The 15,743-nt window shown below is 58.0% G+C and carries 16 protein-coding genes; 4 read left to right on the top strand and 12 right to left on the bottom strand.

What is annotated here, in order from left to right; genetic code table 11:
* Nucleotides 1–51: 51 nt before the first annotated feature.
* A complete protein-coding gene (locus tag ACQR03_RS28425) occupies nucleotides 52–468 on the top strand; it encodes a hypothetical protein (RefSeq protein ID WP_434842064.1) in 417 nt (138 codons plus the stop codon).
* Nucleotides 469–1,137: 669 nt separating this feature from the next.
* Here ACQR03_RS28425 and ACQR03_RS28420 read toward each other — a convergent pair.
* The 5 genes from ACQR03_RS28420 to ACQR03_RS28400 all read right to left on the bottom strand — a co-directional run bounded on the left by ACQR03_RS28420 (nucleotide 1,138) and on the right by ACQR03_RS28400 (nucleotide 5,136).
* Entirely contained in the window at nucleotides 1,138–2,622 is a 1,485-nt protein-coding gene (locus ACQR03_RS28420; RefSeq protein ID WP_434842063.1) for a hypothetical protein, read from the bottom strand.
* Between the two features lie 3 nt (nucleotides 2,623–2,625).
* A complete protein-coding gene (locus ACQR03_RS28415) occupies nucleotides 2,626–3,459 on the bottom strand; it encodes a hypothetical protein (RefSeq protein ID WP_434842062.1) in 834 nt (277 codons plus the stop codon).
* A gap of 558 nt (nucleotides 3,460–4,017) precedes the next feature.
* The gene (locus ACQR03_RS28410) at nucleotides 4,018–4,248 is read right to left on the bottom strand and encodes a hypothetical protein (protein ID WP_434842061.1); all 231 of its coding nucleotides are present in this window, start codon (nucleotides 4,246–4,248) and stop codon (nucleotides 4,018–4,020) included.
* A gap of 103 nt (nucleotides 4,249–4,351) precedes the next feature.
* Nucleotides 4,352–4,822 carry a hypothetical protein gene (locus ACQR03_RS28405; protein ID WP_172181045.1) on the bottom strand — a complete coding sequence of 157 codons (471 nt, stop codon included), beginning with the start codon at nucleotides 4,820–4,822 and terminating at the stop codon, nucleotides 4,352–4,354.
* A gap of 71 nt (nucleotides 4,823–4,893) precedes the next feature.
* On the bottom strand, nucleotides 4,894–5,136 hold the full coding sequence (locus ACQR03_RS28400) for a hypothetical protein (protein ID WP_434842060.1): 243 nt from the start codon (nucleotides 5,134–5,136) through the stop codon (nucleotides 4,894–4,896).
* Between the two features lie 314 nt (nucleotides 5,137–5,450).
* Here ACQR03_RS28400 and ACQR03_RS28395 point away from each other — a divergent pair, with 314 nt between their 5' ends.
* On the top strand, nucleotides 5,451–6,326 hold the full coding sequence (locus ACQR03_RS28395) for a TIR domain-containing protein (protein WP_434842059.1): 876 nt from the start codon (nucleotides 5,451–5,453) through the stop codon (nucleotides 6,324–6,326).
* Between the two features lie 22 nt (nucleotides 6,327–6,348).
* Here ACQR03_RS28395 and ACQR03_RS28390 read toward each other — a convergent pair whose 3' ends face one another.
* Nucleotides 6,349–6,639 carry a hypothetical protein gene (locus ACQR03_RS28390; RefSeq protein WP_434842058.1) on the bottom strand — a complete coding sequence of 97 codons (291 nt, stop codon included), beginning with the start codon at nucleotides 6,637–6,639 and terminating at the stop codon, nucleotides 6,349–6,351.
* Between the two features lie 429 nt (nucleotides 6,640–7,068).
* Here ACQR03_RS28390 and ACQR03_RS28385 point away from each other — a divergent pair, with 429 nt between their 5' ends.
* Together ACQR03_RS28385 and ACQR03_RS28380 are read left to right on the top strand one after the other, a co-directional pair.
* A complete protein-coding gene (locus ACQR03_RS28385; protein WP_434842057.1) occupies nucleotides 7,069–7,647 on the top strand; it encodes a hypothetical protein in 579 nt (192 codons plus the stop codon).
* Nucleotides 7,648–8,106: 459 nt separating this feature from the next.
* The gene (locus tag ACQR03_RS28380) at nucleotides 8,107–8,613 is read left to right on the top strand and encodes a hypothetical protein (RefSeq protein ID WP_434842056.1); all 507 of its coding nucleotides are present in this window, start codon (nucleotides 8,107–8,109) and stop codon (nucleotides 8,611–8,613) included.
* 315 nt (nucleotides 8,614–8,928) lie between these two features.
* On the opposite strand, the gene ACQR03_RS28375 is transcribed toward ACQR03_RS28380, so the two are convergent.
* The 6 genes from ACQR03_RS28375 to ACQR03_RS28350 form a co-directional block, all read right to left on the bottom strand.
* Nucleotides 8,929–9,975: a hypothetical protein gene (locus ACQR03_RS28375; RefSeq protein ID WP_434842055.1), complete on the bottom strand. Its 1,047-nt coding sequence runs from the start codon at nucleotides 9,973–9,975 to the stop codon at nucleotides 8,929–8,931.
* A 1,686-nt stretch (nucleotides 9,976–11,661) separates the two neighbouring features.
* Entirely contained in the window at nucleotides 11,662–12,387 is a 726-nt protein-coding gene (locus tag ACQR03_RS28370; protein WP_042340409.1) for an alpha/beta hydrolase, read from the bottom strand.
* Between the two features lie 97 nt (nucleotides 12,388–12,484).
* A complete protein-coding gene (locus ACQR03_RS28365) occupies nucleotides 12,485–13,375 on the bottom strand; it encodes an alpha/beta fold hydrolase (RefSeq protein WP_015669963.1) in 891 nt (296 codons plus the stop codon).
* 159 nt (nucleotides 13,376–13,534) lie between these two features.
* Entirely contained in the window at nucleotides 13,535–13,825 is a 291-nt protein-coding gene (locus ACQR03_RS28360) for a putative quinol monooxygenase (RefSeq protein WP_315706373.1), read from the bottom strand.
* A 70-nt stretch (nucleotides 13,826–13,895) separates the two neighbouring features.
* Nucleotides 13,896–14,567 carry a type 1 glutamine amidotransferase domain-containing protein gene (locus ACQR03_RS28355; protein ID WP_015669964.1) on the bottom strand — a complete coding sequence of 224 codons (672 nt, stop codon included), beginning with the start codon at nucleotides 14,565–14,567 and terminating at the stop codon, nucleotides 13,896–13,898.
* A 91-nt stretch (nucleotides 14,568–14,658) separates the two neighbouring features.
* Nucleotides 14,659–15,594 carry a helix-turn-helix domain-containing protein gene (locus tag ACQR03_RS28350; protein WP_015669965.1) on the bottom strand — a complete coding sequence of 312 codons (936 nt, stop codon included), beginning with the start codon at nucleotides 15,592–15,594 and terminating at the stop codon, nucleotides 14,659–14,661.
* Nucleotides 15,595–15,743: the final 149 nt, after the last annotated feature.

The following is a 15,743-nucleotide window of genomic DNA, read 5'->3' as shown; positions in this document are numbered from 1 at the left end:
ATAAACGCTAACCGTTTAGAATTGTCGGTTTCCGTTTACCGAGCCGAAAAAATGCGTGATCATGTCGAAGGCACCAGCCCCGAGGGAGCTATCGGAGACCTAGACGCTCCTTTGGTCGCCTTCGAAAACCAGTTCTTGGCGTTGATAGCTGAACTCGATCGTGACGGTGAAAACCTCAAGCAGTCCGACGAGTACTTGACGGCGCGGGATGAGGCCCTACTGGCCCGCCTTGATCCCGTTGAACGAGCCATCATGGGGACCCCCGCCTATACGATGACGGGCTTGAGTGTAAAGGCCCGTCACTTGGCCTACGTTCTGTCCGAGTACTGGGAAGCCCCAATCGATCAAATCGGCTGGGAAGGACGAGCGGTGCGTCTGCTCGTTGAAGCGATATGCAACGCCGCAAGCACGCCGTTAAGCATCCGAGATGCCATAAGTCGGAAAACAGCAGACGGAAGGTGCCCATAGAGACCCAACCGGTGAGCGTGGCGAGAGCGGCTCCTCAGTCGGGAGGCGAATGCGCTGGAACGCTACCGCCTTTCCACACCAACCAAACTTGCGATATCTTATCCACTCATTCGCCTAAATCTTTCCGGCGCAAGCATACCGCCCGCGCCTTCAGGCTTATGCGCGCTCAAACCTGACTTTGGGATCGGGTGGCTGCGGGGAGCGGATATGAACCCCGACCTCAAGGTTATGAGACAGATAAGCGCCAGATCCGAAGAGCTGGCTCTGAGGCAAACTAGCTGAACGCCCGATGGGAATGGCAGCGCGCGGCAAGGTCGGCATCTTCCTCGACTTCGAGAAGTTAAGCGCGACCATTAACAAGAACGTGAGTTCCGATACGACATGACCTGCCACGGAACTTTCGTCCAGCGGCGGTTAGCACCTAAGTGCTTTGGCCGGCGTTCTGCCGCAAATTCTCAACGACTATCTGGCGAGGATTGCCGGCTTCGGCTGTGTGGGGCTGATCTTTTGGTAGCTGCACTGTCTAACAAACGTGCGGGGGACTGGCCGCCCCCGGCCCCCGCCCGTCCACGAAATCATCAACGGCATTACCTCGATATTCGACGGAATATCAAACAACGTTCCGCTCTAACATATTACGGCGCGCGCGGAGACCTAACCACTTGGCACTTACATATAGACTTCCATGAGCGCGTCGGCCGTAAGCACCGGGCACTTAACCGATGAAATCGAAACAGTCGAAAAGCCTGCAATTGGAAAGCCCCCGATAATCTGCGCGGCCTGCTCTGGTGATAGACCCTGCGGCGCAAGATTTACGTCTTGAGCAATCACGTAGAGCCGCCAGACGCCGATAAAGTTTTCATGCCGCTCTCGCATCTGTCCCAACGCCACATCGAGCGGGAATGCTCCGGCATATTCCCCACTCGATCCAGGATCCGTGAGAACGGTCCGGAATTCGCCACCTTGACCAGCAGGAGGCCTAGCAATGAAGGTTACGTATAATTCCTGACCTCTATAAGAACTGCCGTCCGGCCGCGTAAGAACGGCCTTGACGGGGACCGAAGCCTGACTGACAGCAACGCGTCCTGGCGCGATCAATTTCTTCGATCCTAACAGGTGAGTATTTTTCTTATCGTCAGTGCCCGATGCATTGTAGACGCCTTTGTCCGTCGTTCTGGTATAGAGCCACGTGCACCGAACGCCGAAAGGCTTGCCGGCCTCAAGATCGTCGAGGGGAACAAGGTTGACCTCGAGCTTTTCCGACAAGGTTCGTTCATTTTGAGCTACGGGCGTAGCTGCCTGCCCGCGCCGCCACGGATCTACATCATCGGCCAAACCAACTGTGACGGCCGTTGAAGCTACCGCGGATGCGATCGAAGCAGGGGTTGTTTCGGTTGGTCCGGTCGTCGGCTCACCGTCAGGCATCCGGCAATTGCTTCTTGTTCCGGTCTTCTCGTCATAATCGCATTCCACACCACCGCTCGCCGTCCCATGCCCCTGGGAAGCGAGAATGACCGCCACAATTGCGGCGATAACCGCAACAATCCAGGCCACAATTTTCCACCATGGATCATTGAAGGCCAACGGACCATACTGCCCGGTAAATCCAATCTCGACTTCCGCCGTAAAGCGGCGGATGAGCCACGGGCCGGGATTCCGCTTGCGGATCGGTTCGCTGCCTGGCCCTGGCTGATACTCAACGGGGGGACCACTCGTTTCAATGACGCCGAGGCGTAGCGTACCTTCCGGTACCTGACAGACGTACTCACCCCGCGCGCGATTGTAGAGCGTTCGCGAAACGAATATTTTTCTCAATATCCGCGCAGGCTGAAAACCCGCAGACTGGACCCGGATGCTGAGAAGCGTCTTACCCGGTGACGATTGACTAAAGTCGCAGTCCCAACTGCACAGCACGGATTCGCCAGCCCGCAGAAGCGGCAATTGCACGGTCTTGGACCGCGGCACAATACCGGGATCACCAATACCTTCCATATAGATTTGTACGCCCGTCAGATCCTGTTGCGACGTGTTCGTTATATAGCAGTTGATGGACTGATAGAACAGAGCACCATCGAAGATGCCATCGGGAAGCATCAGCCCGGTGATTTTCTCGACAGAGAATGGCCGGTGAGTAATCTCGACGGGGAGATTCATGGCTCACTTCCTCACGATGAGGGCCGCAACACCACCCGACCGGCGTCCGTCAGCAATGGCGACGACGTCAATGACATCAAAGGCGGGCGCGCCTGGCAGAGTTTCGCTCAGAAGAAATAGGAAGCGGCTTTCCCCACGTGGTATCTGCAAAGTAAGTGAGTTTACCTGCCACCAATTTTGCGATGGCGTCGCGCTTTCGGAAAGGCCAACGCGCGCAACCCCCTCGGTTCGACCCAAAGACCAAGATAAGCCGCTGCTCCAGAGCAACTGACGGATTTCACCGTCGCGGATGTTCGGGCGAGTGATTTCCAACATGATTCGGTCTGAGTCTGCATAGGGCGCGGCTGCCTCGAATGGAATAACCCTGATGTTGCCCGGCGCATCATCGATCACTTCGATATTGCGTTGACCGACTTGCGAGAGCCATTTGCTGCGCAGAGCAATGTCCCATCCGGCGGGAAGCGGGTCCAGAACATGCCGAATAACGCACACCAGGCAACCGTGGCCGCCCGCGGCTGGTACAAACGGCACGACGCATAATACGTTGTCGTCCGATTGATGAGGCAGGTCAACCTGCGACGTGCCAATGAGCTTGATAGTCCGCTTGCCCAGCGCGACGCTAAAGGTCTGAAAGTAAAAATCGACAAATGCCCCATCGGCATCGCCTTGAGTGTCAGTATTGGATACGCGCGCCCAAACATAGTTTGTCTTCTTGGCCTGCGCTTGGCCCGGCGATCCATAAGGATCGTCACCAGGGACTACCCAGATATAAGGATTTCTAAAATTTGGCAGCCCTTCGTTCGATGAACCATCCCCGATCCAGAGCTTTCCTGACACGTAAATCTCCCAATTGAATCCAACTCTTGTTCAACTCTGGATATGGTCAAGACTCCACGATCCGCTACCGATCTCGGTAGCTGGACATAAATAGCAGAAGTCTAGCTTATCGCGCACCGACCGGCATCATTCGACGGAATGCAATAACCCGTCTCGAAAAGTTCAAGGGTGTCTCAATATACTGGAGACGCCCCGTGGCTTCCCTAATCCTGCCAAAGCAATCTATGGATGTATAGAGGCTTGCAGAATTATTTTCACGCCCACGAGAAGTCGACGATAGGAATACTAGCCGGGCGTAGTCGCCATGCCTCCATTCAGAATGGCGGAAGCCGTCGGCACTCGCCATGGCGACGAGATTGCCGAGTAGTACCTGTCCTGCTCTAGAGCGGAGCAGCGAAGAGGTCGCACGCATAATTGCCCGCGTGAAGCGGGCCATTTCGCGTCGGCAGCGTTGAAGCCCGAATTTGGTTGCGGGGACCTGCAACCATCTCAAATTGCTTTTTCAAGCCGTGGCTTAGAGCGCAAGGTCAGACACTCACGGTGGGGACGTTGGCGCCCCTAGAGAGACGGTGAAAATCCTCCGATTTCGATGGGTTTGCCAGTTCTTAGGTCAATCTGGGTCTTCTTCAACAGCAGATCGGATGCACCGCCGGAGTAATCCGCAAAGGCCTTCGCCGCACCTGCCAACCGGTCAGCGGATATGCCGTCCTCGCGGGCAAACTGCGCTTGCAACTCTGGCTGTACGTCTCCGAAAAAAGACGACATGTGCCCCGGCAATTGAGTAGCCACTGCTGGGTCCTACAGGCAATTGACGAGCTCCTGTACCTCCATCTGGTGCCTGTATGGCGCATTCACGTTCGTCATGACGAGCCGCCGCGTCATGCCCTGCCTTTTAGCTTGCATGAGAAGGCGGCACTCCGTGCGTGTACAGCGGAATCCATTCTTGTCCACGGAGGACACCAACGCTCCAGCTAGAAAAGCTCGCATAAGGTCCCTCTCGGCGAGCTCTTTGCTCACCAGCAGTCAGGTTCGCCGTGTATCGGTCGCCGTCAGGGGAGGCCACCGTTAGGTGGAAAGATTTGTCGGCACTTATCAGGTCCCCAAGCTGCGATGGCCCAAAGTGAAGGCTGTCCAGATCGGGGCGCATTATCGCGTCGTCAAAACCGAAGACGGCGTAGGGATGACCGGCGAGCTGAACCTGCGGCGGCTCTCCTTCCGGAAAGACCAGCGCATCCATCCTGCCGGTTGGCCCCTTGATCGCGAGCCCGAATGTACGCTTGCCATTACGCTCCTGAAGGAACCAGGTTCCCTGCGAGAGCCCCGAGAACTCCATGGCGCGCCCGTGGGCGACGACGCTTAGCATTCAATCCTCCCGCGTTACATTGACGAACCTCGATCCTAACGAGAGCTCGATTGCGGCAAAAGGTTTTTTGTTCAAGAATTCTGCCTTGATGATCCCATCAATAAGGGTGGTCTGTTCCAGAAGTACTCGCGGTTGCCCATCGCGGCTTCCGCGTAATGGTCGATAGCAATCAAGATTGCTTGGACGTGGTGATAGTACCAGCCTTCATGCACGCCGATCCTACGCGCTTCCGCCAAACTCTCTATGAAAGGCGGCACGCGTTTGGGCAACCGTTCGCGTAGCTCCAAGGTGTTCAGACGCTTGCGCTCGCCCAAGAGCGTCTCCACTCGGTTAAGCATGACCTGAAGGTCGCGCTCGGCGACCGTGGTCGACCTCCCGGCCCGTTGCAGCGTGAGAAGGTCCCGGCGCATCCGGCGACATTCTTACGCGCGTGCTCGATCTCTGCCCGAATAAACGCAATGTCCAGCATTGTTCGCCTCATCTGAATTGAAGCGAGCGCTAGAACATAACCAGAACAACAAGTCTAGTCCGGAAAACAAGGCGCAATACCCCTGTTCACAGGTGCTGCCGCCCGTTCCGCAAGCCCGTGGCAGAGCTTAGATTGCGCCAAATCACATTATGAGGGGAAATGTCAGGCTTTCGCATCAATCCATCCGACTTAGCTAAGGCAATTGAAAGAGCGAAGGCGGCTCAAGATGACGTCGAAATTCAGTGGATCAGTGCCGCCGCCGCCATCAATCTCCTCAAACCAATATATCGGTCATCAGCCCGCATGGCTCAATGCGCCATCTGCGAGCATGCAAATGGGGAGCTGGTCCGAGCGCGGGCACGCAGATACATGATCGGCAACGGCGCCCGGGATGATTTCCCGATCCCTAATGTGTTTTGGTGGGCTGATGGCCGCGAGGCGATGACCCAAGATTGGCAGACTGGGTCTTTCAGCACATGGATAAACGACACGGAGCACCGTGCATTTCAGGTGAAATTCGTTCAGGAGGACATTGAAAAAATGATGCCAGCGGACGCTCATATCCACACCATGTCTTTCAAGCAGCCCCCGAGCAACAAGGTGTTCCTTGTCCACGGGCGAGATGAGGCTTCGAAAAACGAAGTTCACCTATTTCTAAAAGCGATCGACCTTGACCCTATCATTTTGCACTTGCGACCCAACAAAGGGCGCAGCATCTTGACTAAGTTCAAGGAGGAATCTGGCGGAGCCGATTTCGCCGTAGTTTTGATGACGCCGGACGATGAAGGCGGCATCGCGGGATCTGGCGCTAGCCAACGGCGCGCGCGCCAAAACGTGGTCTTCGAACTTGGCTATTTCATCGGCAAGCTAGGCCCTACCCATGTCGCCGCCTTGGTCAAAGGCGAAATCGAAAAGCCGTCGGATTTCGACGGCATCGCCTACATCCCGTATGATTCCAACTGGAAGACAACCCTTGCCCGTGAGCTTCTGGCCGCGAAGATTCCGTTCGATCCTGCAAAGGTCTTAACAGCCTGAGCTGGTTGAATCCGAGAATCTTCTACGGGGCTCTCGTTCTGGCCCTCCGCGCTTCTTTGATGTCCTTGATGGCATCGGCGTTGCTGTTGACCCGCTCCTCGACGCGCCCGATCTGGATCGCCTGGGACGCCATAGCGTTGACCGGGCCTCGACCTCGTTGAGCCGGGTTTCGGCTTTGGCTGCCCACCAAACGATGGGGCCTGTCTGCATCAACACGCCAATGATGATCCCGATTGGGATGCTCTTTCTGAAGATGCCGCCAGTCCATGGGATCGATACGCTTGCCTTTGCGACGGTTATCGACCGGGCTCATTGAAAGGCCTTACGGACCTTGGCGTCACAGCAGCGGACGGTACGGAACCGACCATTCGCGATAGCGAGAGCCGCGATCAGTCATCCAAAATTGTTAGCCCATATAGGAAGCGATAACGAGCATGCCGTCGCCGCTGGACATCGTGATGTTGCCCACCATAAACTCGGACACGCTGCTCTAAGTTGGCTGTCATTCCGATCGGCGCTCGCTCCGTCTTTCGACTTCTTTTGAAGCTCCGCTGCGATCCTGTCGAAGCGCTCAATGGCGGCACCCATGGCGCGGCTATCCTCTAGGTACTCTGACTGATCGCGATAATCAGCTCTGATCATATCTTCTGCGTCTCTAGGCCCCCTACGCTTCCGCCGCGATTGGGCACCATATCGTGCTTTGGGCTGTTGCTCTTCGGAGCCCTATCGATGACGAAATCGAGTGGACATCCGCAACCCGCCGTGTGATGCTGACTGCATTGCAATTACGAAAGTTGTCCAGATTGAAGCGGCCGCGACCATGGGCAAAAGATCCGACGACGGCATCGTAACCTCATCCGGCGGATGGCTGGCCAATGCGGCGGCAACGCTATCAACAACCATCTCAGATCCAAAGACGTCCACGCTTATCGTCAAGGTCGCTCCGCATCTGAAGAATATCGTAGCAGATACGATTTCTGAGTTCACTTCTCTCGAAGCCCCAGGAAGCAAGCCCGCCAGCAAAGCCATTGCTGCTCCCGCCAAGCCGCGCGCAGCTCGCAAGGCTGACCGTGCTGCGCCCGAACCTGTGAAGCCGGTAACCGCCGAGCCAGCGACTATACCGGTTGCAGCTCATTTCAAGCTGGTCTTCTGGTCCGTGTTGGTGCTGACCTTGCTGGTAAGCGTCGCTTTCGTCGCGCTCGCCGTTTTCGTCAAAGACCCAACGGCAGGACAAACCGCCGCGATGGAGACGACCCGAACGCTCGCGGTCGCTGGCTTCGGCGCGATCGTTGGCTTGCTGGGCGGCAAGAGCATTCAGTGAGACGGCGCTACCCCCGGTGCCAATCCCTGCAGATCGTCGCAAGAGTAGTAATGCCAAAATACCAGCCGCGAACACTGCGAGCGCGATGAGGTGCGCTGCACTCCTGCGGTTGCTGCGTTCTCGCCCGTGCTTGCGGACGAGACCGCACTCGAGGCGACGGAGGCGACACGCGCCGCGTTTCGGTGACGGCAGCGTCATAACAGCCTTAATGCTGGCATTCTCCGCCTCAATGGCCTCCACCTGCGCCTCAACTGGGCGACAAGGGGCGCAACCGATTTGAACGGCAAGTCCCCTAGCGCGATCGCAATGAGGTTCAGCTCTTCTGCCTCAGGCTCTTTGAGGCGGTACATGATACCCATTCTTCCTTTCTCTTTTTGTGGGCTCTCGAACACTCCGTGCATTCACGCCGTACGAGAATTTCGCTAGCTTGCCACCTTTGATCGGGGGGGAGTTCTAGCAGTGCTTGGTCCGTCTCACGTCGAAACCAAAATTGAGTACGCCGCGATGCGGCAAATACATGTCGCTATCGAATGCTATCGGCAGCAGCATTGGGAATGCGCCATTACGCTCGCCGCTGCGGCTGAGGGCATGCTGCCCAACACAGATGAACCTCACTTCCGGCAGAGGGTGAAAGAGTTTGCCGTCCGCGTGCCCGAAATGGAAGGCTTCACGAACGATCCGAACGCGGTAATCAACTGGCTCAAGCACGGCAACGTAGATGGCGAGCGCCGCGAGATAGTGGCTATCAATAATAGCGAACCGCCAGTGATCATCTGGCGTGCTATCACCAAGTTTTATGCCATCTACAACTTCGTTTCGCCACAGATGCTGGCATGGCAAAGTTCCATGAAGCAGGCGCTAATCGATGCTGGCGTAAAGCCGAAGCGTCGATGGATCGCCGCTCGGCGGCTGAACCTTCGCGGTCGGGACGCCACACCGACATCTCTTGGTGCCATCCCGGGATGAAGCACTACTAACCGTCTCCCGGCGGGGTGTGGGAGAGCTGTCCCACCTCGCGAAATTAATGCCGAGAGACCGCCGTATTCACTCGGATCTGCTCATGTGAACACCGACCAACAGGAATTCCTTAACTCACACCAATGAGATAGCCGCGTGAGGCCCGCGAAGCGTCAGCACCCGAGGTGCATAGGGTGTGAGAAAGCCCTTGCTTCGTTCTTCTGGCCTTCGGCTGCACTTTTACGCGGACGCAGGTTTGCTGTTCAACGATTTGGGTCAGACCCGCTTCGCGCGATGAACTTGCTTGAGGCGAAACGGGAACGGTCAGAATGGACCCTGGCGCCTGGCGTGAACTCCGGCGGCGAGCAGCAGCGCCACTGCCATCGGATCAAGGACGGCAACGAGCGCCAGCGTGAGCAGGCGGACCGCTCGCTCAAAGTCCGCGGCGGGTATGCCAATCAGCTCAGCGAAATATCGTATCGGTCCGACTTCGGCCTCGGCACGCCTGCGTTGCGCATCAATCTTGGCTTTTTCGATCTGTAAATTGGCGAGAGCCTGGGACTCACGTTGGCGTTCCGCCGCGATGTCGGCACGTTCGCGACGCCTCTGGTCAGCAATCGTCATCGCTCCGACCGGCCGGCCAAGGCGCGTCGCTTCGTCGATAGCCGCATCGATCTGGGCAATGCGCCGGTCAATGTCGATGACCACTCGGCTCTGCATCCCGAGGCGCGCCTCAACGTCCGCAGTTCTGTCGGCAAGGGTGAGATCTATGGAGGCCAGATGGTCGAGGTGAGCGCGGGTCAGGAAGCCGAATACGCCAACGGCGTTCAGGCCCATCAACACGCCAATCATCAGGACGAGGACGAACCTCAGGAGGGACGGCGCAGACGTCCAATGCTCAGTCAGCCAGGCCGCCGCCACGAGCTTGCCAGCCTCCAGTACGGCTCCCATGATGATGACAGGCCAGAAGGCCCCGGCGAAAATCGCAGTCAGGCCGTCAATGGAAAAGGCGGCCGATACACAAGCAAGCGCCAGAGCCACAATTAAAGCGGCGAGCTTGACGCGTGTCGGGGAACGATGGGCTCCCTCCGCTCCGGACGCCCCTGTGACGCCGGCGGCGTCCGTAACAACGGCGGGACCATCTGTAACGATCGACGTCACGGTCCCCGTTACATTGATCGCTTCGGCGTTACGGCTGATTAGGCCCGCGCGCTCCCAGGCTTTCAGGCGACGACTGGTCCGCATCCTATTCCACCCCCATTGGCGCCCGAGCTCAGCGGCGCTGACCGTCACGCGTCCCTCGGGCTGGGAGCGCAGCCAGGCCAGCGCCTCCATGTCATCGAAGGGATGGGGCGGAACGGACTCGGTCATGATCAGATGCTCCTTGGGTCTCGGCCCCGCTCGATCGGAGGCGCGCGAATGGCCGGCAGCTGCAAAGCGATGACGCTGACCTCAGTGGCCGGAACGGGGAGCTGCCTGCCCAGACCGGGATCGGTCATCCCTCCTGCTCGCCCTTGGGGAGAATACGGAGGGGCCCTGGGCGTAGTGGCGCCGGATGGCGGACGGTTCTAGCCGCCGCTTGGCGAAAGCGCATCAAGCCTCGCGAGCCCTGCCCTGCGCGCAGGTGTCCCGCAAAGGTGGCACGTCTGAATCCAGAGCGGAACGGCCGAATCGCGCGACATCGCACGCTACAGCCCTCCCCTTAACGGCCACGATGAGCACCGTTGCTGCGGACCTGCCGCCGATCGACACTCGGTCTGAGCCATCCGTATCGCCGATTTGCGTGGGGCCTTAACACCAGTTTTCCTCGATGCTGGACCGATCCGTGTTGAATCGATGCTAACGGGCCGTCCGACATTCTATTTCGGATCTGCATTCGAATAGCATCGCCGATGCAGTTCGATCGCTCTGGCTTCTATCGATAGATCGCCAAGAACGTACGACGGGATGCCGATGGTCCGACCGAAGCCGCAGCAAAGATGCTGTCTGAGACTCACTACTGGTGTAGCTACTGCGCGGTGTCTGAGCGCAGTTCAGCCTGGGATTGGAGAGGAGCGAGCGGAGGGCGGGTTCGACGGCAAGATAAAAGCGCCTCTCCGCGGCGTAGACTCGGCGGTCGTAAGTTTTTGAGGTTACTTATCGCAGCACGGCACTGCTCCAACACTCATAGTGTTGCTAGAGGAAGAAAGACCTGAGAGATCAATGTCCCGAATGGCACTAATCGCAGCTTAGCGAACTAGGTCGCAGAATTGGGACATACCTAGCCATGCGCGCATGGAAGGCTGCTACAGGGCTAACGGAGCCCGTCAAGGCTCGCCCTAAGCGCGCGGCGAAGCCGCTGACGGGCCTTGACCGGATTGCGGCTGGCCCGGACCTTTTCCTTCGAGGCGCCAATGGCTTCTTGTGAGCGGGGCTGCACTGATCACAACGCGAAGCAGTCCCGCGGGTCAGCTTTCCCATGAAGAACAGAAACGATCCAGGTCGATCCGAGGCGACACGATTAACCCAAAGCCGACGTTTGCGGCCGCATCAGCGGATTATCCGCTTTTGACCCAAAGCCGATCAGCGGCAGCATCCCCGGCGAAAGACTGGTTTTGGTCCAGAGACATCCGCACTTTGTTCAACGGCTCCTTAGCCCACGCGGACGGTATAGAGAAATTTTGGCGAATTAGACCAGCAATCGGTTACTATCACCAGACGATACTGAGCAGCTGCTTCCACACGCTATAGCCGCAACTCGCGAAGGCACTCTGCCAGCGAATGACGCACCCCAGCCTGTTCTAATCAATCCAGTTGCTGAATGTATTTGCAGCGCTGGGCCGAGCATATGCGCGATCAGAATTGCGATCTGTCTGGGCATCGCTGAGAGGACAAACAACCTGCGCCCGCGCTTCGTTGGTTGCGGATAGACGAGCTGTACGACGGGCTTGGCGTACGAAGGCCATAATCCTTCGCGCGCCCCGAGGTTGATGCATCCTGCGCTGACCCATCAGCACACAACCCGCCGTCTTCATTAGCGTCGCTAGGCCTCGAATAAGTTGATCCGTTTTGCGTCGATTACCGGTCGGCAGACTCGATAAACGCGGCCACCTCCCGCGGATGAGACAGCATCACTGCGTGGCTGCTATTTATTTCTTCCACTCGCGCACCGCTTCGCTTAGCCATCTTTCTCTGTGAACTGGGGGTTATCATGCGGTCCTGAGACGGGATCAGGAAGGAACTCGGCTTTGCCTTCCAGCCCACTTTTGTGGTCTTGGCTTCGACGGCTTTCAGTCCCCATGGCACTTGCGCGGCCGCCATGAACTCAGTCAGCGCCGCAGGGGAATCCGCCGCAAAGGAAGTCGGGAACTTCACGGGATCGACCAGCAGGTAACCGTCTTGCGGCGGCAGCAGGGGCGCCTTCGCCTCGCCAGGCTCTGCCGGCCAGTCATTCAGGGATGCGGCAGATTCGCCAGCGTCCGGCGCAAAGGCCGCGATGTAAGCCAGGCTCTTGACCTTCGGATTGTCGCCAGCCTGTGTGATCACCATGCCGCCATACGAGTGGCCAACCAGCACAACAGGGTATTTGGCTGCTGCGATCACGGCTTCCGTGGCGGCGACGTCACCCTCGAGCGTGATGGTCGGATTCTGGACCACCAGCACTTCGTATCCGCCCTTTTTAAGGAGATCGTATACCGCTTGCCAGCCTGAGCCATCGACAAACGCGCCGTGCACAAGGACGACCGATGTCGTTTTCTGTTGCTGAGCTCCCGCGGAGTTCGACGTGATAGCGAGCGCGCACATTGCCAGCAGAGATGCCAAATAGTTCACAGGAATTCCTTTCGTGTTGTGGGGCGTCGTGATAGATCGGCTACCTTTAAGTTCGTGCGAAAGTCTTGCGTCAGGGCCGTTCATTCGTTCGGTCGAGGAAGTCGCTGATCAGCGGCGCCATCACGTCGAGTTGGTCCTCAAGTGCGAAGTGACCGGTGTCGAGGATGTGTAACTCGGCGTCTGGCAAGTCGCGCAAATAGGAATGTGCGCCGGCTTCAGCGAAGACCTTGTCGTTCTTGCCCCAGAGGATTAGAGCGGGCGGCTTCCTTTCGCGGAAAAACGCTTGGAACGCCGGATAAAGCGGGATATTGGTCGCGTGGTCGTAGAGCAGGTCGAGCTGAATGTCCTTATTGCCGGGACGATCCAGCAGCGCTTGGTCTTGCACCCAATTGTCAGGACTTATGCGCGTCAGATCGCGGACGCCATCGGTGTATAGGAATTTAGTCGCGCGGAGAGAGACGAGGGATGAAAGCGCATTCCTCCGCTCCTCCGTTCCTTCCCTCCAATACGCCTTGATCGGGTCCCAAGCTTCCCGCAATCCTTCTTCGTAAGCGTTGCCGTTCTGGATGATGAGGGCAGTCACGCGCTCCGGATGCTTGAGGGCGAGGCGATAGCCGACCGGTGCGCCGTAATCCATGACGTACATGGTGTAGCGTTTCGCTCCGAGTTGATTCAGCAAGGCGTCGATCATCTCGGCATAGTTCGCAAAACTATAGGAAAAGCGGTTGCGATCCGGCGCATCGCTTTGCCCGAAGCCGGGGTAATCCGGCGCGATGATACGGTATCGGTGGGCTAGATTCGGAATCAGATTGCGGAACATGTGTGAGGACGTCGGAAAGCCGTGCAGAAGGAGAACGACGGGCCCATCTGCTGGCCCAGCTTCGCGGTAGAACACGTTCACGCCGCTGATGGCGGCCGTGCGGTAATGAACGGTTAAATCGCCTACGCTGCCGCCGGGCATTGGCCCGCAACGATGAGCGGGCGTTGCCCCCGGTCCACATGCAGAAGCCGTGGACCTCCCGAGCGATGGATGTGCGCTTACAATGGTTAAGGCGATGAGAGTCGCGCAAGAAAGGCGCATGGCAACTCCTTTATACGGTACGTCGTTCCTCAAACCCGATTATCTCACGTCTACGGATTCCGCGATTACTGCCGTACGTTCGGCAAGTTCGGGAACCCTGGCCAAGTAGGCCTGGTAATGTTGCGAGGCGCGATGTGCTTCGACCGCAGTGATATCTCGGTAGAGCTCATCAAGGACGTAACGATGATCGTTCGAAGTGTCGCGCCAAACGTCCCAACGCAGATTACCGGGCTCTGCCCTGCAATGCGGCGCAAGGCCGACCAGAAGTTCTCTCAGCTCATCGCTTTTGCCGGGGTGAGCAACCAGAAGAGCAGTAATCTTCGACGGCATCGCGATCGACCAAAACTTTTCAGAGTGACTGCTGGCTTCAGTTCAGCCAGGCGATGTTCGGCTGCCTATCTTATAATTTTCTCAGTGCTGCCAGCAGCTCTTTTGCCAGGCGCCCGGCTGAGGCGGGATTCTGGCCGGTGATGAGACGTCCATCGACGACAACGTGAGGTTCCCAGTTTGCCACGGACGTATATTCGGCGCCCTCTGCCCGCAGGGCGTCCTCAAGTTCGTAGGGAACATCTTCGCGCGCGTAGTCGTACTCTTCCTTCTTCGAGAACGAAGTCAGCTTCTTGCCCTGCACGAATGGCTTGCCATCGCCAAGGTCCACCCCGAGAAGCGCGCACGGACCGTGACAAACGGCCGTCACGAATTTTCCCGTGCTCCAGGCGCGCACGACTGCATTTTGAACGATGGGGTTACGCTGGATGTCGACCATCGGCCCGAGCCCGCCGGGCACGAGAATGGCATCAAAATCCGCAGCATCCACCTCGGCAAGTTTGCGGCTGCGATTGAGGCGGCGAAAAGCCTTGCTTTCAAGAAAGGCCTTTTCCGCAGGATCTTTCTCGTCGTAGGCATCGTAGGGCGTCCATCCGCCTCTCAAGGAAGCGAACTCAACGGCGATGCCTGCCTTGTCAAGAACATCGAACGGATGCGCGACCTCGGCGAAAAAGAAGCCCGTCTTACGATTTTGCGGGCCGATCACCGCTGCGTTGCTGACGATAAACAGGACGTGTTGAGTCATGATTCGTTTCCTGGAGGTATCCATAAAGTCGAAGAGCGCCGCAACGACACTACCCGCGCGGCCCAGAACCGTATTTCCGAATCCTGCGGGATCATGAGCAATCCCTGCGGTACTCCGCATCGGAACGATCGGCATTCACCTCGATCTGGCCGCAGCACAACTCGCGATACTGCCCCGGCGTAAGGCTTGCGGCCTTGCGGAAGACGCGCGTGAAGTTTGCTTGCGAGCCAAAACCGAACTCCAGGGCGATTTCGACCAGCGACAGTCGGTTGCGCGCGAGCTCGTGCCGCGCAGCCTGGACGCGCCGATCGGTCACGTATCGGTGCGGTGACAATCCCGTCGCCTCGCGAAACAGCCGGGAGAAATGATAGGGGCTGAGACAGGCCTGAGCCGCCAGATCCTCGAGTCTGATTTCGTCTCCCAGAGACGACTCGATATAATCGAGCACGCGCTGCAGGCGCCGTGGATCGAGCGACGGAGACCTGTCGGGCGCACGCCAGCGGTCGATCGTATAGTTGCCCAGGAGATGCGCTGCAAGCGCGACTTGAATTCCCTCCACGAACAGCGCGTCAGTCGACTGGCGCGGACGATGAAGCAGATCCCGAAGCGGCGAGCAGATGTGGAAGAGCACCTGGTCCGTCAGACCGTGGGCGTAGGCGATCTCGATCCTTGCCGGATCGATATTGAAGTCCGCAAGCGCGCTCTGGTCCAGCAGCGCCGGCGGGAGGTAGAGGTGAAGACACTCCATCCGGTCCGAAAGCTCGAGATGGCTCTCCTGCGTCCCGACCGGAACGAGGTAGCTCATGCCGGGGCGCGCGAGGCTTTTCTGGACTTCACCGTTGCCGGTGCGACACACCATCCCGCCGCCGGACAGTAGCATTACCAGTTCGGTGCAGATAGGCACCGGCGTCGCCTGGCGCCCCGCTTCGAACTTGCGATGTTCGATGCTCAGCCCTGGCCAATCGTTGGCCGCCGCGAGCTTCTCGCTGTTCTGGTACTTCTGATCTCCATGAGTCACGAGTGCCATCACGACCTCCGCAAGTTGCGGCGAATCCCGGCCCCGTATCGCAAGAGAGCGATCATTCCATCCGGTAAATGAGTGCAGCCCCGGCCCGCTGCCACGCCGATCCTGAATTTCTCACAAGGACCGATAGCGAAGTCCAGAGGCGGCACGGT

It is taken from the genome of Bradyrhizobium sp. HKCCYLS3070 (assembly GCF_051167575.1).
Taxonomy (GTDB): domain Bacteria; phylum Pseudomonadota; class Alphaproteobacteria; order Rhizobiales; family Xanthobacteraceae; genus Bradyrhizobium.
This window is presented reverse-complemented; position numbering and strand designations above follow the sequence as displayed.